Annotated in this window: 22 protein-coding genes; 11 read left to right on the top strand and 11 right to left on the bottom strand. The window is 60.8% G+C overall.

Annotated elements, in window-relative coordinates; all coding sequences use genetic code 11:
* From nth to CIC07_RS11215, 6 genes are all read right to left on the bottom strand, one after another.
* Window positions 1–717, bottom strand: coding sequence for an endonuclease III (gene nth / locus CIC07_RS11240; protein WP_076356258.1), 717 nt, complete (start codon window positions 715–717; stop codon window positions 1–3).
* Between the two features lie 143 nt (window positions 718–860).
* Entirely contained in the window at window positions 861–3,569 is a 2,709-nt protein-coding gene (locus CIC07_RS11235) for an S-layer homology domain-containing protein (RefSeq protein ID WP_076356260.1), read from the bottom strand.
* Between the two features lie 31 nt (window positions 3,570–3,600).
* Window positions 3,601–4,248 carry a GerMN domain-containing protein gene (locus tag CIC07_RS11230; RefSeq protein ID WP_076356262.1) on the bottom strand — a complete coding sequence of 216 codons (648 nt, stop codon included), beginning with the start codon at window positions 4,246–4,248 and terminating at the stop codon, window positions 3,601–3,603.
* 16 nt (window positions 4,249–4,264) lie between these two features.
* Complete coding sequence (locus tag CIC07_RS11225) at window positions 4,265–5,803, bottom strand: N-acetylmuramoyl-L-alanine amidase (RefSeq protein ID WP_083688011.1); 1,539 nt, start codon at window positions 5,801–5,803, stop codon at window positions 4,265–4,267.
* 275 nt (window positions 5,804–6,078) lie between these two features.
* The gene (locus tag CIC07_RS11220; protein ID WP_076356264.1) at window positions 6,079–7,593 is read right to left on the bottom strand and encodes an N-acetylmuramoyl-L-alanine amidase; all 1,515 of its coding nucleotides are present in this window, start codon (window positions 7,591–7,593) and stop codon (window positions 6,079–6,081) included.
* Between the two features lie 147 nt (window positions 7,594–7,740).
* Window positions 7,741–8,490 (bottom strand): endonuclease/exonuclease/phosphatase family protein, encoded by a 750-nt coding sequence (locus CIC07_RS11215; RefSeq protein WP_076356266.1) that lies wholly within the window; start codon window positions 8,488–8,490, stop codon window positions 7,741–7,743.
* Between the two features lie 98 nt (window positions 8,491–8,588).
* Here CIC07_RS11215 and yedE point away from each other — a divergent pair, with 98 nt between their 5' ends.
* A complete protein-coding gene (gene yedE, locus CIC07_RS11210) occupies window positions 8,589–9,815 on the top strand; it encodes a selenium metabolism membrane protein YedE/FdhT (protein ID WP_076356268.1) in 1,227 nt (408 codons plus the stop codon).
* Window positions 9,787–10,032 carry a sulfurtransferase-like selenium metabolism protein YedF gene (gene yedF / locus CIC07_RS11205; RefSeq protein WP_076356270.1) on the top strand — a complete coding sequence of 82 codons (246 nt, stop codon included), beginning with the start codon at window positions 9,787–9,789 and terminating at the stop codon, window positions 10,030–10,032. Before yedE ends, yedF begins: the two co-directional genes overlap by 29 nt.
* A gap of 352 nt (window positions 10,033–10,384) precedes the next feature.
* Here yedF and leuD read toward each other — a convergent pair whose 3' ends face one another.
* Together leuD and leuC are read right to left on the bottom strand one after the other, a co-directional pair.
* The gene (gene leuD, locus CIC07_RS11200; RefSeq protein WP_076356272.1) at window positions 10,385–10,984 is read right to left on the bottom strand and encodes a 3-isopropylmalate dehydratase small subunit; all 600 of its coding nucleotides are present in this window, start codon (window positions 10,982–10,984) and stop codon (window positions 10,385–10,387) included.
* A gap of 38 nt (window positions 10,985–11,022) precedes the next feature.
* On the bottom strand, window positions 11,023–12,444 hold the full coding sequence (leuC, locus tag CIC07_RS11195; RefSeq protein WP_076356274.1) for a 3-isopropylmalate dehydratase large subunit: 1,422 nt from the start codon (window positions 12,442–12,444) through the stop codon (window positions 11,023–11,025).
* Between the two features lie 140 nt (window positions 12,445–12,584).
* Between leuC and CIC07_RS11190 the strand changes: the two genes are divergently transcribed.
* Window positions 12,585–13,496, top strand: coding sequence for a LysR family transcriptional regulator (locus tag CIC07_RS11190; RefSeq protein WP_076356276.1), 912 nt, complete (start codon window positions 12,585–12,587; stop codon window positions 13,494–13,496).
* Here the strand turns inward: CIC07_RS11190 and CIC07_RS11185 are convergent.
* The gene (locus CIC07_RS11185; RefSeq protein ID WP_076356278.1) at window positions 13,490–14,293 is read right to left on the bottom strand and encodes a carbon-nitrogen family hydrolase; all 804 of its coding nucleotides are present in this window, start codon (window positions 14,291–14,293) and stop codon (window positions 13,490–13,492) included. The two genes, CIC07_RS11190 and CIC07_RS11185, sit on opposite strands and share 7 nt — an antisense overlap.
* A 131-nt stretch (window positions 14,294–14,424) precedes the next feature.
* Here CIC07_RS11185 and CIC07_RS11180 point away from each other — a divergent pair, with 131 nt between their 5' ends.
* From CIC07_RS11180 to mtnB, 8 genes are all read left to right on the top strand, one after another.
* The gene (locus CIC07_RS11180; RefSeq protein WP_076356280.1) at window positions 14,425–14,922 is read left to right on the top strand and encodes a hypothetical protein; all 498 of its coding nucleotides are present in this window, start codon (window positions 14,425–14,427) and stop codon (window positions 14,920–14,922) included.
* 131 nt (window positions 14,923–15,053) lie between these two features.
* Entirely contained in the window at window positions 15,054–16,256 is a 1,203-nt protein-coding gene (locus CIC07_RS11175; protein WP_076356282.1) for a pyridoxal phosphate-dependent aminotransferase, read from the top strand.
* Window positions 16,257–16,619: 363 nt separating this feature from the next.
* A complete protein-coding gene (proB, locus tag CIC07_RS11170) occupies window positions 16,620–17,723 on the top strand; it encodes a glutamate 5-kinase (protein ID WP_076356284.1) in 1,104 nt (367 codons plus the stop codon).
* Window positions 17,724–18,841: 1,118 nt separating this feature from the next.
* Complete coding sequence (locus CIC07_RS11165) at window positions 18,842–20,122, top strand: glutamate-5-semialdehyde dehydrogenase (RefSeq protein ID WP_076356286.1); 1,281 nt, start codon at window positions 18,842–18,844, stop codon at window positions 20,120–20,122.
* Between the two features lie 32 nt (window positions 20,123–20,154).
* Window positions 20,155–21,066, top strand: a complete 912-nt coding sequence (gene proC, locus CIC07_RS11160) for a pyrroline-5-carboxylate reductase (RefSeq protein ID WP_234992922.1) — start codon at window positions 20,155–20,157, stop codon at window positions 21,064–21,066.
* Between the two features lie 16 nt (window positions 21,067–21,082).
* On the top strand, window positions 21,083–22,303 hold the full coding sequence (locus CIC07_RS11155) for a 2,3-diketo-5-methylthiopentyl-1-phosphate enolase (protein ID WP_076357060.1): 1,221 nt from the start codon (window positions 21,083–21,085) through the stop codon (window positions 22,301–22,303).
* Between the two features lie 213 nt (window positions 22,304–22,516).
* Window positions 22,517–23,254, top strand: coding sequence for a 2-hydroxy-3-keto-5-methylthiopentenyl-1-phosphate phosphatase (locus CIC07_RS11150; protein ID WP_076356290.1), 738 nt, complete (start codon window positions 22,517–22,519; stop codon window positions 23,252–23,254).
* A complete protein-coding gene (mtnB, locus tag CIC07_RS11145; protein WP_083688012.1) occupies window positions 23,251–23,913 on the top strand; it encodes a methylthioribulose 1-phosphate dehydratase in 663 nt (220 codons plus the stop codon). The genes CIC07_RS11150 and mtnB overlap by 4 nt, the downstream gene beginning before the upstream one ends.
* Window positions 23,914–24,001: 88 nt before the next feature.
* Here mtnB and CIC07_RS11140 read toward each other — a convergent pair whose 3' ends face one another.
* Both CIC07_RS11140 and CIC07_RS11135 read right to left on the bottom strand, forming a co-directional pair.
* Window positions 24,002–24,616, bottom strand: coding sequence for a TetR/AcrR family transcriptional regulator (locus tag CIC07_RS11140; RefSeq protein WP_076356292.1), 615 nt, complete (start codon window positions 24,614–24,616; stop codon window positions 24,002–24,004).
* Window positions 24,617–24,685: 69 nt separating this feature from the next.
* Complete coding sequence (locus CIC07_RS11135) at window positions 24,686–26,191, bottom strand: NAD(P)/FAD-dependent oxidoreductase (RefSeq protein WP_083688013.1); 1,506 nt, start codon at window positions 26,189–26,191, stop codon at window positions 24,686–24,688.
* Window positions 26,192–26,621: the final 430 nt, after the last annotated feature.

Genomic DNA, 26,621 nt, shown 5'->3' with positions numbered 1-26,621 from the left:
TCATCCTTTGCTCAGGGGGTTGGAAGCGGCGGCCCGCTTGTTAGAGGCCGCTGCGGATTTCGTTGTCGTGCAGGCAGCTTTCATTCGGCGCTGGCCTTCCTTGCACATGTCGAGCAGCGGGCAGATGTCGCATTTGGGCTGCTGCGCCTTGCAATGGTACCGGCCGAAAAAGATGAACCGATGATGCGTAAGCGTCCATTCCTCTCGGGGAACCTTGCGCATCAGCTTCTTCTCGACCTCAAGGACGCTATCCTCTTGCTTTGCCAAGCCGAGACGCTTTGATACCCGCTCGACATGAGTGTCGACCGCGATGGCGGGAACGCCGAATGCATTGGAGACGACGACATTGGCCGTCTTCCTCCCGACGCCGGGAAGCTCGGTCAGCTGGTCATGCCGCTCGGGAATTTCCCCGCCGTAGCGGTCCAGCAGTATCCGGCACAGCTTCTGGATGTTGGCCGCCTTGTTGCGGAACAGCCCGATGCGCCGGATATCCTGCTGCAGCTCCTCCAGGTCGACGGCCAAGTAATCCTCGGGCACGCGGTATTTCTGGAACAAGTCCGCCGTCACCCGGTTCACGGTCTCGTCCGTGCACTGGGCCGACAGCAGGACGGCAATCGTCAACTCGAACGGATTGGCATGGTTCAACTCGCAATGGGCATCCGGGAACATCTCGGCCATCGTGTCCAGAATGCGCCGCATCTTATCCGAAGCCTTCATGGTCATTAACTCTCCCTAGTTGCACTATCGTTCAAAGTTTAGCGAATATCCACGCTCCATGCAACCGGAAATCATCCCTGTGGACGAAAAAAAGACCCCGCGGGGGGTCTTTTTTTCAATAATTCATCAAACCGCCATGAGCGTCAGGCTTTGGCAGCCTCTAGCAGCTTGCCTTCGAACAAATACAGAACGAGGCTGTCCCCGTCCTTGAGAGACTCGGGAGCAACCGGCTGGCCGCCCGCCGTAATGAGCGTGGACGCTGAATAAGCGAAGCGGTAATCGTTGTCGTTGACACCCGATTTCCTCATCAGAAGCTGGCCGGCTGCGGCATCCACCTTCCAGAATGTTTTCGCCGCTCCGGCATTGACCGTGACGACGACGGCACCATCCGCATTCTTCTTCACTTCAACCCGGTCGCCGGCAGCCAGAGCCGAAGCGCTCGATCCCGCGCTTCCTCCTTTGACGATGGAGAAGCCGCTTCCGAGCGGAAGCGTCTGGCTTGAGCCGCCGTATTCCTGCAGCGTGATGGAGTCGCCCGAGGCAGCGGCGATTTTGCCGTAGGTCACCTTGACGAGCGAGACGGCTGTCGGCGCGCTGCCCGCATAAGTGACGTTGACCGTCTGTCCCGCGGCGAAGCCGGCGAACGCCAGGGCGCTTCCATCCGTTCCTTTGAGGACCAGGCTGCCGGCAGACACCGTCGTCCGGCTTCCGTCGGCTGCTTGCAGCGAGAGCGCTTTGGCTGCCGCGTCGACCGTCGTGATTTTGTACTGGACATTCTGGTTGACGCGCAGCGCAGCTGCCTTGGTCTGGCTGGCGTCGAGGAGCGCCGTCACCCGCATGCCGTTCTTGATATCCGCCACGCCGGTCCCGCTGCGGCCGTACCACTCGACTCCGAGCGTATCGAACGGTAGCGTCACCGACGAGCCGTCATCCAGCGACAGGGCCAGCGTCTTGGTGGCCGTATTCAGCAGAACGACGGAGCCGGTATATTGGTAGACGACCCGCACCAGCATGGCGTCGCTGCCGGAATAACCGACCGTAACCCGCTGTCCTTGACGGAGCAGAGGCGCGGCCGAGGCGAGATTGAGCGTCGTTCCGTTCATCTCGAACTTGGTCTTGTCCGACAGCTGCAAGGCGGCGAGCTTGCCGTTGGTCCCCTTGACCGTCAATGCCTTCTGATCGCTGCTGTAGCTGAGGATCTCCGCTCCCGTCAGCGTGCTGAGCGAGCGGTTCGTCACCTTGATGCTCGTCACCTTGCCTCCGGCATCGAGGACGAGCTCAAGCTGGTCGTCCTTGTACAGATCGCCCAGCACCGGCTGCTCCACGCCAGGAATGACCAGAGTGACAGATTCGGACAAATAGTTGGACTGCAGGGAATTGCCCGCCAGCACCGTCAGGATTCCGTCGCTGATGTTGCTGAATTTTCCTTGGACGGATGCGCTTCCCGCCGTCGTCACTTTGACGGATACAAGCACGCTGTCCTTCACCGTATAGGTGACGGCATCGCCTGCCTTCAAGCCGGCGAGGCCCCCCTCGAGCACTCTGCCGTCCCAGCCGATGACGGCCAGGCTTGGAGAGGCCGTCCATGTTTCGTCCGCACCGGCGGCCGTCTTGACGCTCAGCGCGCCGTTGCCGGCGGCGGCCACGGTTCCGGAGCCGTCCTTCGATACCGGCGCCGACTTCACGATGACTTCAAGCGCCATCGGCTTGTCCCGGAAGGCATCCTCCTTCACCTGAACCTGGCTGTCCACCGTCAGATCGGCCAGTCCGAGCTTCGTTCCGTCCATTTTTTTGACGGCGAGAGACGAATCGTACTGGATTTCGACCGGATTGTCGCCGACCCACAGCCAGATCTTGTTCTGCGCCGCCACGACTCTCGACACGGTTCCTTCGATCGTCTTGACCTGCTGGTCCGGATCCGTCTGTTCGACGTAGAGGGCGTCCATGCCTCCGCCCAGAATGCGGACATGCGTATACAGCGTCAGCTCCGAGGACGATTTGAGGGAAGCGTCCGAATCGAAGCGGTAGAAGCGGGAATCCGCCGCCAGATTGAACGTCTGGATTCCCTGGTCGGTATACACCGATACGCTGGCCCCGTTGACCGCCGTGAGGATGCCGCCGGTCTCACCCGGATAAGCGACCGGAGCGACCTGCTGCGCCCTGCTGAACAGCGTGGCCGCCTGCGCCCGGTTGACGGCTGCCGCCGGCTGGAACTGCGTCGGCGTGACGCCCGTGACCATGCCGAGCGAGCCTGCTGCATTGATGTAGCCGACATAACCGGCGCCGATCGAGGCTCCGTCCTGGAAAGCGGATGCTCGGGAAGCAAGCTCCTGCGCCAGGCTTGTTTTGCCTGCTGCCCGGACGATCAGCTTCGTCAGCCATTCCCGCGATGCGGGCGAGCTTCCCCATTCGCCCTTGGCGGATTCCGCCGTCTTGAACTCGGCCGTTTCCTCGAGCAATCCGAGCTTGATGGCCAGCGCTATGTAAGGCTTATAGTAATTGTTCACCTTGAACGATTCCGGGAAGATGACCGCCTGCTGCAGGTCGGCTTCCTTTTCCTTGCCCATGAACCGCAGAGCCATTACGACCGCTTCTTGGCGGCTTACGTTGGCCGCAGGCCTGAAGCTGCCGTTTTCTCCCACGATGATTCCCTGCAGAGCAAGCTTGACGATGCTCTTTTCAGCCCAATGGCCTTGCTTGACATCGGCAAAAAACGATGATGGCGCGGTTGCAGATACAGCCGTCCCCCCTGAGGCAGAAGAAGCCGCTGCAGCTGCAGCGGCCGGTCCTCCTGCCAGGAGGGAGAGGGCGATCATGCCCGTAGCGATATGATAGGATGGCGAACGATGCATTTCCCGTCTCTCCCTTAGCAACAAGTATGGATTATGGATTGCTCTTCTTCATGGGATGCTCAAGCTCCATATGCCCCATGAGGGTTTCGGCAGCCTGACCGTCCACGAGAAGATCGAAGGTCTGAACATCATCGAACTGAAATACGGTTTTGCGGATCGCCTCAAGGGCGAATTCCTCGCCGGCTCCTCCGAGACGGGATTCGTCCGGAATATGGATATCGGCTGTCGCGGCGCCGTCCTTGAGCGTCACCTTCTTGAACTCCACTCCCTTCCAAAGGGAGATGGTTCCTTCCCGATCGTCTCCGGCCAGCGCTTCCAGAGCGGCTGCGAGCTTCTCCTCGGCGCTGCCGTAGCTGATTTCGGCCTTGACGGCCTTCAGCTCCAGCAACTGATCGTCGGTCTGATAGATCGAGATTTCCTGCTTCACCTGATCGGACTCCTTGACGGCTCCAATGCCGCCTGCCGCGCTCGAGCCCTCGCCGCTGCCCTCGGCAGCTGCCGGCGATGGAGAAGGAGAGGCGGAAGGCGATGGAGATACGGCCGCGGGCTCGGAAGCTCCCGCATTGCCGGATGCCGCCGTCCCCGGTCCAGCCGTTTCCCTTGCTCCGCAAGCCGATAGGCTAAGTGCGATCGCGGCGGCGGTCAAGAGCACCGCTGTCTTGTTCATGCGTCGGTTCATAGGCGCTCAAGCCTCCTCAGCTCAATTTCAAATATTCCTTGATTCCGTCTACCAATGCCTGCGCGATCTCGTTCTGCTTCTGCTCGTTGAACAGGATCGCCTCGTCCTTCGAATTCGTCAGGAATCCGGATTCCGTCAGGATGGCGGGCATGGTCGTCTTCTTGATGACGACGAATCCGGCTGTCTGGACCTTGCGGTCCGGCAGTCCCGTCGCCGCCAGGAGATGTTTATGGACGATGTCGGCGAATGTCTTGCTGTCCGCCCGGTTGTAGTAGGTTTCGGTGCCGGAGGCTGAAGACCCCGGCAGGGCGTTCGCGTGGATGGAAATGAACAGATCGGCGTTCAGCCTGTTGGCGATCGCCGCTCTCTCGTCCAGCGCGATGAACGTATCGTCCGAGCGGGTCAGAATCGGCTGGATGCGAGGCTCGGCCTTCAGCAGGGCGTTCACTTTGAGGGCGATGGCCAGGTTGAAGGATTTCTCGGTCTTCTTGCTGATTCCGATCGCACCCGGATCCTGGGCGCCGTGGCCCGCATCGACGACAACCTTGTAGATCTTGTCGCCCGAAGGAGTCGTCGGCGTTGTCGGCACAGGTTCCAGCGCGCCGAGCAGGCTGAGCTGGATCATGCCCTCGCCCTTCGTCACCGTATACTCGGCCGCAGCCTGAAGATCCCAGACGACGCGGACCGTCGAAGGCTTGTCCGAGTAATAGGAATAGCGGACCTTCGTCAGCAGCTGGCTGTCGATGACCACTTCCCCCATCTTGGCGCTTGTCGCCGTGAAGCCGTTGGCGAAGTCCGCCGCGAACGACGCTGCCGGAATATCCATGACGATCCGGTCGGGACCTGTCATGAGGAACGGCTGCGAATCGCCGACCGTGCCTGTGTAGGCGATCGTCGTCGTTCCGATTCCGTCGTACCTGATCGAAGTGATCAGTCCCGTCGCGTCTGCCGGCGCCGTAGAGCCGCCGCTGCCCGGCGTCGGTGTCGGTGTCGGAGTTTCGCTTCCCGTCCCTCCGTTGCCCGGCGTCGGCGTAGGCGTCGGGGTTGGCGTTGGGGTCGGCGTTGGCGTTGGGGTAGGAGTAGCGCCGCCCGCTCCATTGCCCGAGGAAGCATCATTCTGATACAGATACACGGACTTGGACGGAGAGTCGTAGTAGACCTCGAGCCCCATGTTCTCGCTGATGAAACGAAGCGGAACCATCGTCGTGCTTGTCGAGCCAGCACCCATAATCTTGGCAGGAGTCGGCAACGCGACCGAGAGGCCGTTCACCGAAGCAATCTTTTTGTTGATGGTCAACTCAATCATGCTTTTGCCGTTATGTATGCTTACTTGCTTTGCCGCCTTGTCCCAAGTGACGTCAAAACCCATCCCCTCGGCTACCGTCCGGATCGGAATATACGTCGTATCCTTCTCGATGCGGGGCGCCGATGCCGACTGAAGCTCCTGGCCGTTCAAATACAGCTTGGGAGTCTTCGAGGCGGCGGATGCGGATCCTGCGAACGCGGTTACGAACAGAGCCAAAAACACCAGCATCATTGCAGCTTTCTTCATCATTCACCTCTAGAACCTGGATTGACCCTTCCTTCACTCAGCCGGCGGCTCCGCTGTCATGAAGTCAGGCAGAAAATTAGACGTCATTCGCCAAGCAAAGTTGCGAAATAAAGGGAACCTTGCCACCTTTTTTTTCGTCAAAAAGGGTTGACTTTTGAAGTCTTCTTATGATTCATTCCGCGAACAAAGCAGGCCGTCCCCTGCCGGAGACGGCCTGCTTTCCCTTACGCCTGGCATGCGGACACAAGGCCAAGGCCGCCAGGGTCCTTCAAAACCTGTCAGTGCAGCTGCAGGTATTCCTTGATTCCGTCCGCCAGCGCCTGGGCGATGCGGTTCTGGCTCTGCTCGTCGAACAGGATGGCCTCGTCCCTGGCATTGGTGAGGAATCCCGACTCCGTAAGCACGGCCGGCATAACCGTTTCCTTGATGACGACATAGGCGGCCGTCTTCACCTTCCGGTCGGGCAAGCCGGTTGCGGCGATCAGATGCTTGTGCACGATATCCGCCAGCGCCTTGCTGTCGGCCCGGTAATAATAGGTTTCGGTCCCCGATGCCGGAATCTCCAGCGAGTTCGCATGAATCGACAGGAACAGGTCGGCGCCCATCCGGTTGGCGAATTCCGCCCGCGGCTTCAGATCGATGCTGGCGTCGTCCGTGCGCGTCATGATCGGCTGGATGCGGGGATCGGCAGCCAGCAGAGCGTTCAGCTTGAGGGCTACGGCCAGATTGAACGCCTTCTCCAATTTGCCGGTCAGGCTGACCGCCCCGGGCGCGCGGCCTCCATGGCCGGCGTCGATGACGACCTTGTAGATGCGGTCGCCGGATGGAGCCGCGGGACTGGCGGGAGCATCCTGCCCCGGGCCGAGCAGCCCCAGTTGGATGACTCCGTCGGATTTGAGCAGCGTGTAGGTCACCGCTGGCGCGACATCCCACACCACCCTGACCGTCGACGGCTGATCCGTCAAATAGGCATACCTGATTTTGCTCAAGAGAGGTCCGTCCACCGACAGTTCGCCGGCTTGGCTGGAGCCCGCCTGGATGCCGAACGAGTCCGCGAACGATGAAGCCGGCATATCCAGGACGATCCGGTCCGGCCCCGTCATGAGGAACGGATCCGCAGCCGTGATGGTGCCTTGATAGGCTATTGTTGTCGTGCCGGTCCCGTCATATAGGATCGATGTGACGGAGCCTGCGGCCGACACGGGGGGTCCGGAGCCGCCTCCGGCCTGGCCGGCGGGTCCTGCTCCTCCGGGCTGCTGGGAACCGGCGCCGGAAGCCGCCCCGCCGGAGCCGGTCGTCCCGCCTTGCGGATCGCCGTTCCGGCCGTCCGTCGGAGCCTGCTCTCCCCCTTCGGCCGTGTAAGGCTGGTATAAGTACACGGACTTGGCCGGAGCGTCGTAATAAACCCTCAGGCCCATATTCTCGCTTACGAAACGGAGCGGCACCATCGTCGTTGCGCTTGCCGGCGTCCCCATGATCCGCGCGGGAACCGGAACCGCAGCCTCCTGCCCGTTCACCAGAGCCGTCTTTTTGTCGATTGTGAGCTCGATGACGCTCGTGCCGTTATGGATGCCTACTTTTTTGGAAGACTTGTCCCAATCGACGTCGAAGCCCATTCCTTCGGCGACTGTCCGGATGGGAATATAGGTCGTATCCTTGTCGATCCTCGGAGCGGCCGCCGTAAGCTCCGTACCGTCCAAATAGAGCTTGGGAGCTTTGGCGGCGGCGGAATGTCCCGGAACCGCAGCCAGGAGCATGGCTGCCAGCGCCAGCAGCGTTGCTGTTTTCTTCATCGTCCACCTCAGCTATCTGGATTGTCCTCCAAGCCTGCCGCTCATTAACGTCTATGGCTGGAATGCCGAACAGAAAAACAGACGTATTCTACCGGAATAGGTTGCAAATATATGGATCATCCGCCATTTTTTTATTTTCCGGATGCCCTAGCGGCGGACAGGATGGAGAACGGCATCCATGACGATCGGCAAATGGTCGGAAGCCTCCCTCCCGGGCCAAGCCTGCACGGATGTCTCTCCCCACCTCTCCGAATGGTTGAGGAACAGATAATCGAGCTGGCAGTCCGGCTTGGGCGAAGGATAAGTCGGAATATCCATCCCTCCCGGAGCGGTCCTCCAATCGTTCTGCAGCTCCATCAGCACGGGACTGCCGGCTATGGCGTTGAAGTCTCCGGCCAGCACGGCAGGCGCTCCCTGCCACAGCGTGGAGGCTTGCCGAATGGAAGCCGCGGAATCCAGCTGGCAGCGCCCGCTGCCGTAATCCAAATGGGTTGCGATGAGATGCAGCCCCAATCCGGCCTCTTGGCCGGAAGAAAGATCCGCCCTGCACACGAGCGCCGAACGTGGCTCCTCCCCCGGGAGCTCCAGCAGCGCCAGCCGCTGGAGCGGATAGCGGGAAAGGATCCCATTGCCGTATTCGCCGCCCTCCAGGCCGATGGACCGGCCGAACTGGACATGGGCCAGCCCCGTCAGCTCCGCCAGGCTCATCATCTGGTCGGCTTCGCCGCTCCTGGACACGAATCGGTCGACCTCTTGAAGAAAGACGATATCCGGTCCGGCTCCCGCGATGACGGCTGCCGTCCGCCGGATGTCTATGGATCCGTCCATTCCCATGCCATGCTGGATATTGTAGGTCATGAAGCGGATGCTGCGGCTTTCGGCTGCTGTCTCCGGCAAGATGACGATCCCTCCTTGTTAATGTTTGTTCTACCGGCCACGCGACCCGATATTTATAGTAGAATAGATTGAATCAGACAGATAGAAAGGAAATGGAAATGAAATCATTGTACGAAAAGCTGTTTCAGAACTACTGGAATCCCTATCTCGTCATGGCGCTGGCCGGCGTTCTCAGCGCGCTGTATTTCGGAATCACGCATACGGTGTGGGCTGTGACGGGCGAGTTCACGCGGCTCGCAGGGCATGTGATGGCGCTGTTCGGGGCCGATGTCTCGAACTGGGGCTACTTCAATCTTATCGGCATGAAGGGGACTTCCTTTACCCGCACGGACGGCTGGATCGTATGGGGCATGTTCGCCGGCGCCCTCATCATGGTGCTGCTGAACAACAGCTTCAAAATCACCGTGCCGCGGCAAAAGCGCCGCTGGCTGCAAGCGTTCGCCGGCGGCATCGTCGCCGGATTCGGAGCCCGGCTGGCGCTCGGCTGCAACCTGGCCGCCTTCTTCACCGGCGTGCCCCAATTCTCGCTCCATGCCTGGATTTTCATGATCGCGACGGCTGGCGGCACCTTCCTTGGAGCCAAGCTGGTGGGCATGTCCTGGTGGAAGGGCAAGCCGGTCGTAACGAAAGGCCCGATCGCCCGAAAGGCCGCGAAGCCTTCGGCCGTCCAGCCGATTCTAGGAGGAGCCGCCGCGGCCGCCTATGCGGGCCTGGTCGTTTATTTCTTCGCCAGCGGACATAAGATGCTCGGCGTCGCCGCGCTGTTCGGCGCCCTGTTCGGCATTCTCATCGAACGCGCCCAGATCTGCTTCACCTCGGCGTTCCGCGACTTGTGGATCAGCGGGCGCGCCACGATGACCAAAGCCATCATCGTGGGCATGGCCGTAAGCTCCGTTGCAACGCTCGCCATCATTCTGTTGAACGGCATGGAGCCCATCACGAAGGTCGCCGGGCTGAGCACCCTTGTCGGCGGGCTGCTGTTCGGCCTCGGCATCGTCATGGCCGGCGGCTGCGAGACGGGCATGATGTATCGGCTCATGGAAGGCCAGATCGTCTTCCTGCCCGTGTTCATAGGCAACGTGATCGGCGCCGGCGCCCTCGCATACGCGTGGGATCATCTCGGCGTGTACAACACGCTCGTGAAGAGCGGCTCCAAGATCAACCTCATCGATGCCATGGGACCGGGAGCGGCGCTTGCAGCGACCTTGATCGTCCTCGCGGCCGCGTTCCTCGTAGCCGTGTATTGGCAGAAGCATTACCGGTTCAAAGACGGCTTCAAGAAAGGAGCGACCGACCATGTCGCAAAAACAACCGCCAACCGTTGACTATACGCTTGATGTCAGAGGGGAATCCTGTCCTTATCCGGTCATCTATACGCTGGAAACGCTGACCCAGCTGCAGAAGGGGCAGCTGCTGCAGGTGGTGGCCGATTGTCCCGCCTCGTTCAGGAACGTTCCTGAAGAAGTCGTCAAGCATGGCTACAAGATGGAGATGGAGCCGGAAAAAAACGGCCGCGAGCTTGTGTTCTACATCAGGGCCTGACGCGGTCTGCGGCCAGGCTGATCCCGACAGCGCCCTCATGGACAGCCCGGGATAGTCCGGAATAAATGAACTAACCGAAATAACTGGAATTAATATGAAACCGTCTCTTTGGAATGCAAGCCGCGGCCATTTCCGAGAGACGGTTTCTTTGTGTCCGCTGAAACAAAAAAAGGGCTGTCCCTGGTCATGATATGACGGATGGGACAGCCCTCTGTGGTCCATAGTCCATGCTCGGCAGGACATCCGGTTCCGGATTCTGCGGGGAAACGCCGGGAGAGTTATAGCGGCCGGGATCGGCCGTTCAATTCCGGACGCATCTCCCTGGTCCGACGCGGATGCGCTCTGGCCGGCTTTAAGCGAACGAGCCCTGGCGGCGTTCTTCGTAAGCGGTAATTTCGTCCGCATGCTTGAGAGTCAGGCCGATGTCGTCCAATCCTTGCAGCAGGAACTGGCGGCGGTGCTCGTCGAGCTCGAACGGAATGCGGAGCCCTTGATTGTCCGCGATCGTCTTGCTTTCCAGATCCACAGTCAGCTCGTAACCTTCGGCCGCAGCGGTGCGCTTGAACAGCTCCTCGACCTGCTCTTCGCTTAGCTTGATCGGAAGAATGCCGTTCTTGAAGCAGTTGTTGTAGAAGATGTCCGCGTAAGAAGGCGCGATCACGACTTTGTAGCCGTAATCCTGAATCGCCCAGGGAGCGTGCTCGCGGGAGGAGCCGCAGCCGAAGTTGGCGCGGGAAATCAGCACGGAAGCGCCCTTGTAGCGCGGCTTGTTCGGTTCGAAGTTCGGGTTCACGTTGCCCTCTTCGTCGAATCTCCACTCATAGAACAAATATTGGCCGAAGCCGCTGCGCTCGATGCGCTTCAGGAACTGCTTCGGGATGATGGCGTCGGTATCCACGTTGACGCGGTCGACGGGGGCTACGATGCCCGTAAAGGTCTCAAATGCTTGCATGTTCGGTACTCCCCTTTTCTAGGCAGGCGCCTTGTCTTCTAGTTCGCCACTTCCTGATTGATCTTCCAGTCGCGCACGTCCGTGAAGCGGCCCTTGATCGCAGCCGCGGCCGCCATGGCAGGGGATACGAGATGCGTGCGTCCGCCGCGTCCCTGACGGCCTTCGAAATTGCGGTTCGAGGTCGATGCGCAGCGCTGCCCAGGCTGCAGCACGTCGGGGTTCATCGCGAGGCACATCGAGCATCCCGCCTCGCGCCACTCGAAGCCGGCCTCGGTGAAGATGGCGTCAAGCCCTTCCTTCTCCGCCTGCATCTTGACGCGGCCGGAGCCCGGCACGACGATCGCGGTCACGCGGTCGCTGACCTTGTAGCCCTTGGCGATCTCGGCTGCGGCGCGCAGATCCTCGATGCGGCCGTTCGTGCAGGAGCCGATGAACACATAGTCGATCGGAATCTCGGCCATCGGCGTGCCCGGCTTCAGATCCATGTATTCCAGCGCCTTCTCGGCCGCTTTGCGCTCGTTCTCCGTCGGAAGCTCCGCCGGATTCGGGACGGCAGCCGTAATGTCGGTGCCCATGCCCGGGCTCGTGCCCCAGGTCACTTGCGGAATGAGGGCGTCGACATCGAACTCGAGCACCGTGTCGTACTCGGCGCCTTCATCGGAAGCCAGGTCGCTCCAGGCGATGACGGCTTTGTCGTAATCCGCTCCTTGAGGAGCGTATTCCCGGCCGCGCAGGTAGTCGAACGTCGTCTGGTCGGGAGCGATCAGGCCGGCGCGGGCGCCCGCCTCGATGCTCATGTTGCAGACGGTCATGCGCTCTTCCATGCTGAGGCTGCGGATGGATTCGCCGGTGTACTCGAGCACATAACCCGTCGCGAAGTCCGTTCCGTACTTGGCGATGAGGCCGAGGATCATGTCTTTGGCGGTCACGCCGGGACGGCGGCTTCCGTTGAAGCGGATTTCCATCGTTTTGGCCTTGGACTGCTGCAGGCATTGGGTCGCCAGCACATGCTCCACCTCGCTAGTGCCGATGCCGAATGCGAGAGCTCCGAACGCGCCGTGCGTCGACGTATGGCTGTCGCCGCATACGATCGTCTTGCCCGGCCAGGTCAGGCCGATCTCCGGCCCCATGACATGCACGACGCCTTGGTCGATATTGTTGAGGTCGAACAGCTTGACGCCGAAATCCTCGCAGTTTTTCGTGAGCGTGTCCACCTGCTGCTTGGAGATCGGGTCCTTGATGTTGAAGCGGTCCTTCGTCGGCACGTTATGGTCCATCGTCGCGAACGTCCGGTCCGGACGGCGCACCTGGCGTCCCGAGAGACGCAGCCCCTCGAACGCTTGCGGAGAAGTAACCTCATGCACGAGATGCAGATCGATATAGATGATGCTCGGACTGCCTTCCTCCGAATGGATGACGTGATTGTCCCAGATCTTTTCAAACATTGTACGCTTCGCCATGCGAATCACCCCGTATAAGTTCAGTAGATTGCCGTTTCCTAATGATTGAATCCAGCATACCCGCTTTTCCTTGATTGTTCCAAGATATAATATCTATAATGGTTATAGGTATAGATAATAACCAAAGGGGGATGGCAGCCATGGAGCTCCGCCAGCTGCAATACGTCATTCAAATCGCAAAAGAACTCAATTTTTCCCGCGCCGCGGAAAAGCTCCACATCGCCCAGCCATCGCTGAGCCAGCAGCTGTCCAAGCTGGAGAAGGAGATCGGCGTCCTTCTCGTCCGCCGCACGACGAACTCCGTCGAGCTTACCCATGCCGGCGAAGTGTTCGTCGACAAAGCCCAATCCATCCTGGGCAGCATCGAGCAGCTGCGGACGGAGATGGAGGACATGGCCCATATGAAACGAGGCCGGCTCGTCATCGGCAGCCTTCCGATCACCGGTTCCCATATCCTCCCCATCGTGCTCCCGGAATTCGGTGCCGCCTTTCCGGAGATCGAAATCGTGCTCGTCGAGGACACGACGGCCAAGCTGGAGCAGCTGGCCGCCAGCGGACAGACGGATATCAGCCTTCTTTCGCTGCCTCTGATCGATTCCACGCTCGTCTATCAGCCGCTCATCCGGGAAGAAATCTCCCTTGCCGTGCCGCCCAGCCATCGCCTTGCCGGCGAGAAGGCTCCCGTGAGCCTGGAAACGCTGTCGGAGGAGCCCTTCATCGTGCTGAAGAAGGGCCAGGGCTTCCGCCAGATCGCGCTCGATCTGTGCGCCGGCGCCGGCTTCCAGCCGCGCATCGTCTTTGAAAGCAGCAATATCGAGACCGTGCAGTCGCTCGTGGCGGCCGGAATGGGGCTTGCCTTCATCCCGGACATGATCGCCCGCGGGGCGCGCAGCGAGTTCATGCCGAGCTACTGCTCCATCCAAGGGAGCCCTTCGAGAACGCTCGTCATCGCCAGCAGGAAGGGACGCTACCTGTCCAAAGCGGCAGAAGCCTTCATCGAGACGATGAAGGCTGCGGTGAGCAGGCATTACAAGGAAGGATTCCCTCAGTAGAGGGAAGGCCTGCGGTCTTCGAATACGGGAATCCGCGCGCGCACCTCGTCCACGAGGGCGAGGTCGATGTCGGCGGCGAGGATGGCCTCCTCTTCCCCGCCTTCGGCAAGGATCTCCCCCCATGGATCGATGACCATCGAATGGCCGAAGAAGACGTCTTTGCCGCTGGCGCCGGTCCGGTTGCAGGCGACCACATACATCTGGTTCTCGATCGCGCGCGCCGTCAGGAGCGTTCTCCAGTGATGCAGGCGCGGATGCGGCCATTCAGCCGGCACGAACAGCACTTTCGCTCCAGCCAAGGCGAGCTTGCGCGCCAGCTCGGGGAAGCGGATATCGTAGCAGATCATCATGCCCGCCTGCTCGTCCTGAAGAGGGAACAGTCCCGGCTCGCTTCCTGCGGACAAATGCTTTTCCTCCTCCATCAGGCGGAAGAGATGGATTTTAGAATAGGAGCCGGCCTGCCGGCCGTCCCGGTCATAGGCATAGACGGTGTTGTAGACTTCGCCGCCGCGCTTCTCGGCGATGGAGCCGGCTACGACATGGATGCCCGTGCTCCGGCTGAAATCCGAGATCAGCCTGCGGGTCCGAGCCCCGTCGGCATCGGCCAGCTGCCGGATCTGCTGCAGCGCGTAGCCCGTATTCCACATTTCGGGAAGCACGAGGACATCAGGCTTCGGAACGAGCTCCGAAGCCTCCCGCAGCCGTTGTTCCACGAGCCGGTAATTGGCTTCGGGATCACCGGCTTGTACGGGGATTTGCAAAAGGGCGATGCGAAGTTTGGCAGAAGATTTCTCCATGGGCAGGTACCTCCGGACGCGGCAGGGCCGCCTCAAATTGTCTTTACTATGATACTTCCTCATGGAAGTCTGTCAAGTTGGACAGCTTATAGGCATCCCCTTTAACTGGAAAAGACCAATGGAGGTATCCCATGTTCCGACCGCTAAGCCTCGCCGCAACCGTTCTGCTCGCCGTCATGGCCTGTTTTGGCGGAACCGCCTTATCGGCGGCTCCAGCATCGCCAGTTTTTTCTCCGGAAGCTTCAACGACGCTTCCTCCCCTATCATCGGGAGGGGAGCGGCCGGTTCAGATTTTTGACGTAGCGGCAGGCCAGGTCGTCCGTACGCTGGCTAATTCGGCCGAATTCCAGGCCGTAGCCCGGCAATGGCTGCACGACGTCCAAGGCATGTCGCCGAACTTCACGCCGGACGACCGCTGCGGATACGTATTCCGGATCCCGCTCAAGGAAGTGCATAAAGTGCAGCTCGAGAAGGCCAGCTTCGAGGTCCAGGAAGTGTTTCTGTTCTACTGCCGCGGCAAAGAGCCGGAGATGCTCGCCTTCGATCTGAAGAACAAGCCTTATTTGCTTCGGGTCAATACCGATTTGCGGCCTTTCCTCGCCTTGGCGGGCTTCGAGCCCAAATCCTGATGTCGATATCCGGTTATTCCGGGAAGGATTTCTCGACATGCCGCAGCCTCTCTGATACCATGGCTTCATACAAGCGGCGGCTGCGGCTATGCCGGACCGTCCCGAAGCATATTGAATTGGAGTGACCGTACATGACCAACCCCGTCGGCAGCCGCGCGCTGATCGATATTCAGCCCGCCGAGCGGCTGCAAGGGCTGCCTGAACAATTTTTCGCCAAGCTGGTCGGCAAGGCGAACGCCCAGGCGGCCAAAGGCCGCGACGTCATCAACCTCGGCCAAGGCAATCCCGATACGCCGACCCCGCCCCATATCGTGGAAGCGATGCAGAAGGCGTCGGCCGATCCGAAGTATCACAAATATCCTCCCTTCCGCGGCTTTCCTTTCCTGAAGGAAGCGGTGGCGAAGCGTTATAAGGAGGATTACGGAGTCGAGCTTGATCCCGAGACCGAGGTCGCCATCCTGTTCGGCGGCAAGACAGGCCTGATCGAGATCAGCCAGTGCCTGCTCAATCCCGGCGATCTATGCCTCGTTCCGGATCCGGGCTACCCGGACTATTGGTCCGGCGTTTCCCTCGCGGGCGCGAGGATGTCGTTCATGCCGCTGCTCGAAGGCAATGCGTTCCTTCCGGACTACAGCCTCGTATCCGAGCAGGACCGCCGCGACGCCAAGCTCATGTTCATCAACTACCCGAACAATCCGACCGGAGCGGTGGCGACGCCGGAATTCTACCGGGAGACCGTCGAATTCGCCGCCGCGAACGGCATCGTCGTCTCCAGCGATTTCGCATACGGCGCCCTCGGCTTCGACGGCAAGCGTCCGGTCAGCTTCCTGCAGACTCCCGGCGCCAAAGAGGTGGGAGTCGAATTCTACACCCTCTCCAAAACGTACAACATGGCCGGCTGGAGAGTCGGCTTCGCGCTTGGCAACCGCACCGTCGTCGAGCTGATCAACACGATCCAGGACCACTATTACTGCAGCCTGTTCGGAGGCATCCAGGAAGCCGCATCCGCTGCCCTGACAGGATCGCAGCAGTCGGTGGCGGAGCTCAACGCCCTCTATCAATCCCGCCGCGAGGCCGTCTTCTCCGCGCTGGACGACATCGGCTGGAAGGCTGCGCGGCCGGGCGGCTCCTTCTTCTGCTGGCTGCCCGTCCCGGACGGCCATACATCGGAATCGTTCGCGGACCTGCTATTGGAGCAGGCCGATGTCGTCGTCGCTCCCGGCATCGGCTTCGGCACGCATGGCGAGGGCTACGTGCGGCTCGGGCTGCTGAGCGGCGAAGAGCGGCTGCGGGAAGCGATCCTCCGGATCGGCAAGCTGGGCCTGTTCTCTTAGGGAGGATGGTCCGCCGCTTTACAGCAGCAAAGAGGCGTGGTATTCTAAGTGCAACTGAAAACCGACATTCGCAATGAAGGGAACCGCCAGGCGTCACAGCGGCACGCCAGAGAGTAGCCTCCATCGGCTGGGAGAGGCTATCGTGCCGTATCGCCTGCACCCATCCCGGAGCGGCCGGCGACGAGCCGGACAGCGCCCTCTGTTACAAGGGTCCGGAGTGGGACGGCATTCATGCCGCCCAAGCGAAGGTGGTACCGCGGAAGCATAGGCTTTCGTCCTTTTTGAGGACGGAGGCCTATTTGTTTTTCGCCTAGCATTCAGGTTGATCACAAGAACGGCACGGATAGACAGGAGGTTCGGGGGATGCCGAAGGAAAGAATCATCGTCAAGATCGGTAGCAGCTCGCTGACGAGCCCCGAGGGCGGACTCAATAAAGAAAACATGGTCTTTTACGCCGGCGAGCTGGGCAAGCTTCATGCCCAGGGCCACGAGGTGCTGCTGGTCACTTCCGGCGCGGTCGCAGCCGGCTTCAGCGTCATCGGATACGAGTCGCGCCCCAAGCTGCTCCATGAAAAACAGGCGGCCGCAGCCGTCGGCCAGGCGCTGCTCATGCAGGCCTATCAGGAAGCCTTTGCGACCGGGGGCGTCACATGCGCGCAAGTGCTGCTTACCCGCCACGACTTCAGCAGCCGCGACCGGGGCCGGAACGCCATGATGACGATCGAGGAGCTTCTGCGCCAGCGGGTCGTTCCCGTCATCAACGAGAACGATACGGTTTCGACCGACGAGCTGAAGTTCGGGGACAACGACATGCTGTCGGCGCTCGTCGCGAATCTCGTGAAGGCCCGCAAGCTGGTCATCATAACGGACACGGACGGCCTCTATACCGCCGATCCCCGCCATAATCCGGATGCCCGCAAGATCGAGCGGGTCGAGGAAATCACCGGCGAGCTCATGAGCCTGGCCGGCGGCGCCGGCTCCGCCGTCGGCACGGGAGGCATGCGCTCCAAGATCGAGGCGGCCCGCATCGCGATGCGCGGCGGCGTGCCGGCATTCATCGGACGGGTGTCGGAGCCGGGAGATCTGGTCCTCGCGGCCGAGGGACGCGGCAAAGGCACCTATTTCACCTCCCACGAGCATAGTCTTCCCGTAAAGAAGCAATGGCTCGGCTTCCACTCCATGCCGTCCGGCAGCATCAAGGTCGACGAGGGCGCTTCCAACGCTCTGGTGGCGGGCGGCAGAAGCCTTCTTCCCGCCGGCGTGACGAACGTCGCCGGCGATTTCCATCCCGGCGATGTCATCGAGGTGCAGGACCGGGACGGCTCGCTGGTCGGCCGCGGCATCGTCAATTATGCCGCCTGGCAGCTTCGCGCTGTCGCCGGCCTCGGCTCGGAGGAAGCGAGGCGGCGCATCGACGTGCAGCGGATCGAGGTCATTCATCGGGACGAGTGGATTACGCTGAAATGAGCGATGCCTGCTCTGCGCGGCGCGGCTAAGTTCGGGGCGCTGCGCGGCCACCCGTGAAAATTATGAGCGCTGCGCGGGCCGGCCATTCTCTGGAACAATTCTGAACGCTGCGCGGGCCGGCCATCCTCTGGAACAATTCTGAACGCTGCGCGGGCCGGCCATCCTCCGATCGCTGTTGCTGATGTATTCTCTGAATTTTTTGGTCAGTGGTCAGAATACATCAGCAAAGGCGAACGCTGGCGCTTCTATGGATTGACCGGCTCGCTACGCTGGGACTATTCCGATAAAGAATCCGCTTCGCGGAGACTCTACCGGCCTCTGCCGGCTAGGCTGTCGTAAACTTGACACTCCAAGCCGAGTGAAATAACGCAGCTCCACCCGCCCAACGCGCAGCGAGCATAGCGACATGGCCCGCGCAGCGTGCCAGCCGAATCTGGAGAAGCGTCAGCGGTCGCCTTTTCCGGAGGATTCCTTCCCCTAACATTGAGAATCAGGGAATCCGACGGGAACAGCGATCGGAAGATCGGCTGCACGCGCAGCGGCGCACTTCAAGCGCACTGCACGCGCAGCGGCACGCACATCTTGCCCGCGCAGCGAGCGCTGCGAGCATAGCGACATGGCCCGCGCAGCGTGCCAGCCGAATCTGGAGAAGCGTCAGCGGTCGCCTTTGTCGGAGGATTCCTTCCCCTAACATTGAGAATCAGGGAATCCGACGGGAACAGCGATCGGAAGATCGGCTGCACGCGCAGCGGCGCACTTCAAGCGGACTGCAAGCGAAGCGGCACGCACATCTTGCCCGCGCAGCGAGCATCGCGACATGGCCCGCGCAGCGTGCCAGCCGAATCTGGAGAAGCGTCTGCGGTCGCCTTTGCCGGAGGGGATTCCTTCCTCTAACATTGAGAATCAGGGAATCCGACGGGAACAGCGATCGGAAGATCGACTGCACGCGCAGCGGCGCACTTCAAGCGGACTGCAAGCGCAGCGGCGCACTTCAAGCAGATGCCACCCGCAGCAGCGCACTTCAAGCGGACTGCAAGCGAAGCTGCAAGCTCATCTTGCCCTGCGAAGCGGCAGCAACATTCCGAGCAGCAGCCCCATACCCGAAAGGAGAATGAAACATGACGACAGAACAAAAAACCGCCGCATCCGAAGCGGCCGTCAAAGCCGCGCTCGCGAAGCAAGCCGCCCGCAAGCTTGGCAGCCTGGACACGGCCGAGAAAAACCGGGCGCTGGAGGCGATGGCCGCCGCGCTGATCGTGGAGACGGACAGCATTCTGGAAGCCAATGCCCTGGATCTGGAGCGCGGACGCGAAGCCGGAACCGCCCCTTCCCTGCTCGACCGGCTCGCTCTGAATGCCGAGCGGATCGCCTCGATCGCCCAAGGAGTCCGGGAGGTCATCGCCCTTGAAGACCCCGTCGGACGGACCGTGCAGACGATCGAGCGCCCGAACGGGCTCCACATCGAGCAGGTGTCCGTGCCGCTCGGCGTCATCGGCATGATCTACGAAGCCCGTCCCAACGTCACGGTTGACGCCGCGGCCCTATGCCTGAAAACCGGCAACAGCGTCGTTCTTCGCGGAGGAAGCGCCGCCCTCCATACGAACCGGCGCGTCGTGGAAGTGCTTCGCGGAGCGCTGCAAGCTGCTGCCGTGCCGCCGGAAGCGCTCCAGCTGATCGAGGATCCGAGCCGCGCATCGGCGGACGCCATGCTCAAGCTGAACGGCCTGCTCGACGTCATCATTCCTCGCGGCGGCGCGGCTCTGATCCGCAATGTCATCGAGAACGCCACCGTGCCCGTCATTGAGACGGGGGCGGGAATCTGCCATACTTATGTCGACGCGGAAGCCGATCCGGCGATGGCGGCCTCCATCGCCGTCAACGCCAAAGCCCAGCGTCCATCCGTTTGCAACTCCATGGAGACGCTGCTCGTCAACGCCCGCTATGCCGAGCATGGCCTCGTTCCTCTGGCAGCTGCGATTGCCGGAGCCGGTGTCGAGCTGAGAGGCTGCGGCGAAGCGCGCCGCATAGCGGGAAGCGCGGTCCCAATGGCATCGGCCGGCGAAGCCGACTATGCGACGGAGTACAACGACTATATTCTCAATATTCGCGTCGTGGACAGCTTGGACGAGGCGCTGGACCATATTTCGCGATACGGCACCCGCCATTCCGAGTGCATCGTGACGCCCGATGCCGATGCCGCAGGGCGATTCCTGAATGAAGTGGACGCCGCGGCCGTCTATCACAACGCCTCCACCCGTTTCACGGACGGCTTCGAATTCGGCTATGGAGCCGAGATCGGGATCAGTACGCAAAAGCTTCATGTACGGGGACCGATGGGTCTGCCGGCGCTTACATCGACGAAATACCGCATCCAGGGCACCGGCCAGATCAGAGGCTGACAGCCGTCAAGGAACGTTAAGGAGGACTACTATTGACTACCCCATTCCCATCATCGGCGGGAACTCCCGCCTTGTTCGCCCAGCCGGAAACGCTGAGCTACTGCTTCTTCGGTGCCGGCTCCATGGCCGAAGCGGTCGCCCGCGGCATGATATCGCGCGGACTGTGCGGTGCCTCGCGCATCGGCATGTTCAACCGCAGCGGCGGCTCCAGGCTGGCCGAGCTCCGCTCGGCATACGGCGTCCTGACCGCAGAGACTCCGGAGGAAAAAGAAGCGATGCTGGCCGGCGCGGACGTCATCGTGCTCAGCATGAAGCCCAAGGACGCCGAGGAAGCGCTGCGCTCCATCTCCCATCTCATCGACGGCAGCAAGCTGATCGTCTCCCTCATCGCAGGCTTGTCGATCTCAACGATCCAAGCTCTGGTCGGGACGAAAGCCGCCGTCGCCCGGACGATGCCCAACACGTCCAGCACGATCGGCCTCGGCGCGACGGCGCTGAGCTATTCCCCGGAGACGGATTCGGAGCAGCGTGCTGCCGTGGAGCAGCTGTTCCGCTCGATCGGCCTCATTACGGTCGTCGAGGAGCGGCTGCTGGAAGCCGTCACCGGCTTGTCGGGCAGCGGACCGGCCTACTTGTATTATATTATGGAGGCCATGATTGAAGCCGGGATGGAAATGGGACTCGACGGCGATTCCTCGCGCGAGCTCACCGTGCAGACCGTGCTCGGCGCCGCCGAAATGATGCGGGTGACCGGCGAGCAGCCGGCCGAGCTGAGGCGCAAGGTGACGAGCCCGAACGGCACGACTCAAGCGGCGATCCAGCTGATGCAGGAGCATCGCGTCGCCGAATTTTTCAAGGCCGGAATGAAAAAGTCCGCGCAGCGTGCGGACGAGATCGGCCGCGAGATCGAAAGGAGCGTTCTTGGTGAACGAGAGCAGAAGTAACCTCGCCATTCCAGGCATGTGCACCGCCCTTTACCGTGTCCATGACGACAAGGCGGATTTCAGCAAAAAAGCGGACTCCATCGCCGTAGGCTTGACGGTCGGCAGCTGGACCGAGCTTCCGGACGCACGGAAGGCCGATATGGAAAAGCATTTGGGACGCACGGTCTCCATCGACGTCCATGAAGGCGACGGCACGCCGGGCACGCGCTATGCCGATATTCGGATTGCCTATCCCGACATCAATTTCAGCCGGGACATTCCAGCCCTGCTTGTCACCGTGTTCGGCAAGCTGTCGATGGACGGCCGCGTGCGGCTGCTCGATCTCGATGTGTCCGAGAGCTTCAGAAGCGCCTTCCCCGGACCGAAGTTCGGCATCGAAGGCGTGCGGGGGCTGCTTGGCGTCCATGACCGGCCGCTGCTGATGAGCATTTTCAAGTCGGTCATCGGCCATGACCTGAAAGGATTGGAGGAGCAGTTCTACCAGCAGGCGCTCGGCGGAGTGGATCTCATCAAGGATGATGAGATTCTGTTCGAGAACGAGGAGATCGGCATCCGCCGCCGTGTCGCCGTCTGCATGGAAGCCGCGCGCAGAGCGTCGGAGCATACCGGACAGAAGCTGCTGTACGCCGTCAACCTGACCGGACCGACCTCCAAGCTCGCCGAACAGGCCCGCACCGCAATATCGGAGGGCGCCAACGCCCTGCTGTTCAACGTCCTCTCCTACGGCTACGACGTTCTTCGCGAGCTGAGCGGCGATCCGGACATCAACGTTCCGATCGCGGCGCATCCCGCGCTGGCAGGCGCTTTCTACCCGTCCCCGCACTACGGAATCTCCGCTTCGCTGCTGCTGGGCAAGCTTATGCGGCTGGCGGGCGCGGACCTGGTCCTCTTCCCTTCGCCCTACGGCTCCGTCGTCATGCCGAAGCAGGAGAACATGGCGATCAAGGAAGCGCTGCTGGATCCTTCTGTCCCTGCAAGGACAAGCTTCCCCGTGCCGTCTGCGGGCATCCATCCCGGACTCGTGCCGCTGATCCTGAGAGACTTCGGAGGCGAAGTCGTCGTGAACGCCGGCGGCGGCGTCCATGGCCATCCGATGGGAGCGGCCGCCGGCGGCCGCGCATTCCGGCAGGCGATCGACGCGTCGCTGGAGGGAGTGTCTCTCCAGGAAGCGGCCTCCGCTTCCGGACGAGAAGAATTGGCCGCAGCCATCAAGGCCTGGGGCGTTCGCGAAGCCTGACTTTCCTTTCCGCCGAAATGGCCGCCGTCTTCAAGAGGCGGCCATTTCGGCGTGGAGAAGAAGACAAGCTTGTGGTATGCTTTCTTCTTGTACAGGCTTTGAAAGGCTTTGACGCGTTTGCCGTGCGAAGCCCTTCCCTGGAGTCGAATGCGGAGGCTGCCCGAGGCATCCTTCTCTTCGAGAACAATCCCGCATGAAAGAAGGCTCGTCTTCATGACCTCATCCCTGACCGAATCCGGCTTCTCTGCCTCCCATAACGCCGGGGCAGCCCGCAGGCCGGTTATTTTCTGCGACTTCGACGGCACGATAACGGAGAACGACAACATCATCGCCATCATCCGCCATTTCAATCCTGAGGGCTGGGAGCAGATCGCCCAGGATACCATCGACCAGCGCAAGTCGATCAAGCAGGGAGTCGGCGAAATGTTCCGTCTCCTGCCAGCCTCGCTCAAGGAGGAAGTGGTCGCCTACTCGATCTCCAACGCCGTCATTCGGGCCGGCTTCCAGGAGCTGCTCGATTACTGCAAGGCGGAGAACATCGACTTTTTCGTCACCAGCGGCGGCATCGACTTTTTCGTCTATCCGCTGCTCTCCCGCTTCGGCATTCCGGAAGACCATATCTACTGCAACAGCAGCGATTTCAGCGGAGAGAACATCGAGATTGTCTGGCCGCACAGCTGCGATGAGGAATGTCCGAACGGACAATGCGGCATGTGCAAAACAGCCGTCATCCGCCGCTTCGCTGGCGACAAGCACGACCGGATCTTGATCGGGGACAGCGTGACCGACTTTGAAGGCGCCAAGCTTGCCGATCTCGTCTTCTCCCGCTCCCATCTCACGACCAAATGCCGCGAGCTTGGCCTCCCGCATGTGGAATTCACTACTTTCCACGATGTGGTCGCCAGTCTCAAAGAGCGGCAGCAACTTCAGAAAGCAGGTGAACGGCCATGACCGATTACATGGATTCCCCGATTACACTCGAGGACAAGCAGAGAGCTTTCGCCGAGCTCTCCGAAGTGAAGGAGCTGTTCGCCGGACGGGGCTGGTTCCCCGGCACAAGCGGCAATCTGTCCGTGCGCGTAGGCGACTTCAATCCGGGGCGCTTCCAGTTCGCCGTCACGGCGAGCGGCAAGGACAAGTCCAAGTCCACGCCGGAGGACTTCCTGCTCGTGGATCAAAACGGGAAGGCCAGCGAAGCGACCTCGCTCAAGCCTTCTGCCGAAACGCTGATCCACTGCGAGATTTACCGTCTCACCGGCTGCGGCGCGATCTTCCATATCCATTCCGTCTACAGCAATCTCATCTCGGAATATTTCTGGGAGCGCCGGAGCGTCCCGGTGACCGGAGTCGAGCTGATCAAAGGGCTGGGCATTTGGGAGGAAGAGGCGCATATCGACATTCCCATCGTGCCTAACTTCGCCGATATTCCCCGCATCGTGCCCGAAGTGACAGATCACTTGAATCCGCGCCTGCCGGGCATCCTGCTGCGCAAGCACGGCATCTACGCATGGGGAGCGGATGCCTTCGAAGCCAAGCGCCATCTGGAATCGTTCGAGTTTCTGTTCGAATACGCCTACCGCTGGGAACTGCTGAACAAAGGACGTTCCTGACCCCCCAGCCCGTCCGATGAAAGTGAAAAACGGCCGTCCTGCGAGCGAAGCTCGGTTGGACGGCCGTTTTTCCGATGGATGGCGCTGGTCACAAAGGCTGGATATGTGCGGGTGCAAGCACCATCCGGAGCAAATGATCGGGATTCAGCAGCGGGATGTTCTGCTCGTCGCTCGCGTGCAGGATCATGGATCCGCTCATCGCCGTCAGCAGCCCCGAGATGAGCAGGCCGGCGTCATCTTCTGCGATTTCGCCGGTTCGCTGGCCTTCGAGAAACAGCGGCCTGAGCCTCTCCACAAACCAGAGGATGGAATAATCCCCGATGATCGTCCGCGCCTCCTCGGGAACGCCTTCCGAAGCCCGCGTCTGATGAATCAGCAGGAAGGACAGCCTCGCCTCTTCCGTCATCGCATCCTGAAGAAAATGCCTCAGCTTGTCGGTCACGGTCCCGGGATGGTCCAGCATATCCCCGACCCCTTCGCTCGCGCCTTCCATCGCTCTGCGCACCAGCTCGGTGAACAGCTCATCCTTGGATTTGAAATAGTGGTACAGCAGGCCGTGGCTGATGCCTGCGGCTGCCGCGATCATGCTCATCTTGGTCAGCGCAGGACCGCGACGGGCGAATACGCCCAGGGCGGCCGCGAGAATCTGCTCCCTGCGCTCGTCGCGAATCTGGTTAAGCTGGTCTTCGTTGTAAGGAGCCATGCGTTTTCTACCTCAATCCGACTAATGCCTGTTTTTCCTTACCTTACCCTAATCCTTCATGGGGAGCAATCATCTGTTTGCTTCGGAATGGCTTGCCGGGTGGAACACGGGGAAGCTCCGCTCCAGGAAATCTCCCAATGTTTCCCCTGCCTCCAGCTGTTTCTCCAGCCAGGCGTCCTGCTTGCTGCGGCTCACAACCATACGGACCGCCTCTTCTCCGAACAAAGAGGAAGGCGGCGCATCCAAGCCCTGCACGCCCATCAGCAGGCCGAACAGCTCCATGTCCCCGCCCTGCAGCGCTTGTCGGCGCACAATGTCGAGGTACTCCTGGCAAAAACGTATGCCCCGTCCGGACAAGGAGCCTTCATAGGTCACGCCCGGCCATCTCAAGTCGGCGACGACAATCGTCCACCAAGCCGGCAAAATGATCCTGCCGAAGCGCCGCTGCAGCTCATGCTCCCGTATCGGGCCGTTTTCCTTGGCCGCCTTCCGCAGAGCTTTCCCCATCTCCATCGCTTCCGCCGCCGCCACGGAAATGCCTTGACCGTAAATGGGATCGAAGTTGCAGACCGAATCGCCGATCGCGAGCAGCCCGGACGGCCATTCCGGCATCTCTCCATACTGATTGAGCCGGCACTCCGACACGCGGAACCCTCTCGGATTTCCGACCGGTTCGAGCTGGGCGATAATTTCCGCGAGCATGGGATGAATCAGCTTGGCCGCGGCCCGTTCGTACCTTTCCGGATCCACCGGCGGATAATGCCCTCCGGCGCCGTAAATCGTCGTCTCCGCCACCCCGCCCTCGATCGGGCTGAAGACGCCCGAGCCTTCGGCAAGCGATGGATCGCCTTCGATAAGAACGGTGCTGTAGCGGTCTTTCAAAGAATCCGGGATGCGGTAATACCTGGTGCTGTAGGCAAGGCGCGTATGCAGGATTTCCGCAACGGGTTTGCCGAAGCCAAGCTCTTCCAGCCATTCAGGCAGCCGCGTATAACGTCCGGAGGCATCGACGACGAGCGCGGCCTCGAGGTCCCGGCTGCCGCCGCTCCGCTGTTTCCTCACCTCGACTCCCGATACGGCCAGCTTGCTGCCCGCCTTCTTGGTCAGCAGGGATACCGCTACATGGCCTTGCAGCACCTGAATGCGCGGCTCGGCCGCCACTCTGCGCCGGATGACCCATTCCAGCAGAGGACGGGAACAGCCTTCATCCTTCTCGTACGGAAACTGGAGCGCCGCAAGCGGGGAAATCAGATGCATCTCTTTCCCTTCGCGTTCATAGGCTCCTTGGGCGAGCAGATCCTCTCTCCAGCCGGGAAACAGTGCCTCCAAAATGCCTTTGCCGAGATCCTGCAGCCGGTGCGGATGATGATCCTGAGGCACTCCGGGCCGATTCGCCGGGCGTTCCTGGAACTCATCCCGCTCAATGATGACAACTTCCTCGTAATGGCCAGAAAGCACCTTCGCCGCCAGCAGGCCCGCCATGCTCCCTCCGATGACTATCGCTCTGGAAGCGGTATTGAAACTCGAAGCTGCCAGCTGTTCTGCCATGTCTGCTTGTGGAGCCGATTCGTTCATTTTTTTCACCTCTTTTTTTGATTGATTAATTCAGTCAATAATAATCCAAAAAAAATGACGCTTATTCTGTCCATCTGACTACGAAATTGGAGATCTTCAATCGTTGATTGACTTGTTCCGTCAACTAAAAATATAACGATCCTTCCTTTGTCCTGTCAACATGTTTTTTTCGCTAGCTTGAAGCCGCGGCGCTGCTCCATTCTTGACCGCGGCTTCAAGCCGTTCCATCAGGAATCCCGTTTCCATGCTCGCATAGGGGCGGGCTCCTTCCGGCCGGATTGCCGGTCGGCTCTCAAATCGCTGTCCCGTTCATATCCGACAAGATCGATGCCAGGATAAACCCGCAGCAGAGGAAAAAGGTTAAGGGAAGCGAAGCTGATGAAGGTTCTCTTCCGGTCTTCGGCATTCATTTGCGCTGCTGCCGGGTCCG

The organism is Paenibacillus sp. RUD330 (assembly GCF_002243345.2).
GTDB lineage: Bacteria > Bacillota > Bacilli > Paenibacillales > Paenibacillaceae > Paenibacillus_O.
This window is presented reverse-complemented; position numbering and strand designations above follow the sequence as displayed.

What these genes read in the sequence shown, in the direction of transcription:
- nth (WP_076356258.1), bottom strand. Translation starts at nt 717, where the DNA reads ATGAAGGCTTCGGATAAGATGCGGCGCATTCTGGACACGATGGCCGAG.
- CIC07_RS11235 (WP_076356260.1), bottom strand. Translation starts at nt 3,569, where the DNA reads ATGCATCGTTCGCCATCCTATCATATCGCTACGGGCATGATCGCCCTC.
- CIC07_RS11230 (WP_076356262.1), bottom strand. Translation starts at nt 4,248, where the DNA reads ATGAACCGACGCATGAACAAGACAGCGGTGCTCTTGACCGCCGCCGCG.
- CIC07_RS11225 (WP_083688011.1), bottom strand. Translation starts at nt 5,803, where the DNA reads ATGATGAAGAAAGCTGCAATGATGCTGGTGTTTTTGGCTCTGTTCGTA.
- CIC07_RS11220 (WP_076356264.1), bottom strand. Translation starts at nt 7,593, where the DNA reads ATGAAGAAAACAGCAACGCTGCTGGCGCTGGCAGCCATGCTCCTGGCT.
- yedE (WP_076356268.1), top strand. Translation starts at nt 8,589, where the DNA reads ATGAAATCATTGTACGAAAAGCTGTTTCAGAACTACTGGAATCCCTAT.
- yedF (WP_076356270.1), top strand. Translation starts at nt 9,787, where the DNA reads ATGTCGCAAAAACAACCGCCAACCGTTGACTATACGCTTGATGTCAGA.
- leuD (WP_076356272.1), bottom strand. Translation starts at nt 10,984, where the DNA reads ATGCAAGCATTTGAGACCTTTACGGGCATCGTAGCCCCCGTCGACCGC.
- leuC (WP_076356274.1), bottom strand. Translation starts at nt 12,444, where the DNA reads ATGGCGAAGCGTACAATGTTTGAAAAGATCTGGGACAATCACGTCATC.
- CIC07_RS11190 (WP_076356276.1), top strand. Translation starts at nt 12,585, where the DNA reads ATGGAGCTCCGCCAGCTGCAATACGTCATTCAAATCGCAAAAGAACTC.
- CIC07_RS11185 (WP_076356278.1), bottom strand. Translation starts at nt 14,293, where the DNA reads ATGGAGAAATCTTCTGCCAAACTTCGCATCGCCCTTTTGCAAATCCCC.
- CIC07_RS11180 (WP_076356280.1), top strand. Translation starts at nt 14,425, where the DNA reads ATGTTCCGACCGCTAAGCCTCGCCGCAACCGTTCTGCTCGCCGTCATG.
- CIC07_RS11175 (WP_076356282.1), top strand. Translation starts at nt 15,054, where the DNA reads ATGACCAACCCCGTCGGCAGCCGCGCGCTGATCGATATTCAGCCCGCC.
- proB (WP_076356284.1), top strand. Translation starts at nt 16,620, where the DNA reads ATGCCGAAGGAAAGAATCATCGTCAAGATCGGTAGCAGCTCGCTGACG.
- CIC07_RS11165 (WP_076356286.1), top strand. Translation starts at nt 18,842, where the DNA reads ATGACGACAGAACAAAAAACCGCCGCATCCGAAGCGGCCGTCAAAGCC.
- CIC07_RS11155 (WP_076357060.1), top strand. Translation starts at nt 21,083, where the DNA reads ATGTGCACCGCCCTTTACCGTGTCCATGACGACAAGGCGGATTTCAGC.
- CIC07_RS11150 (WP_076356290.1), top strand. Translation starts at nt 22,517, where the DNA reads ATGACCTCATCCCTGACCGAATCCGGCTTCTCTGCCTCCCATAACGCC.
- mtnB (WP_083688012.1), top strand. Translation starts at nt 23,251, where the DNA reads ATGACCGATTACATGGATTCCCCGATTACACTCGAGGACAAGCAGAGA.
- CIC07_RS11140 (WP_076356292.1), bottom strand. Translation starts at nt 24,616, where the DNA reads ATGGCTCCTTACAACGAAGACCAGCTTAACCAGATTCGCGACGAGCGC.
- CIC07_RS11135 (WP_083688013.1), bottom strand. Translation starts at nt 26,191, where the DNA reads ATGAACGAATCGGCTCCACAAGCAGACATGGCAGAACAGCTGGCAGCT.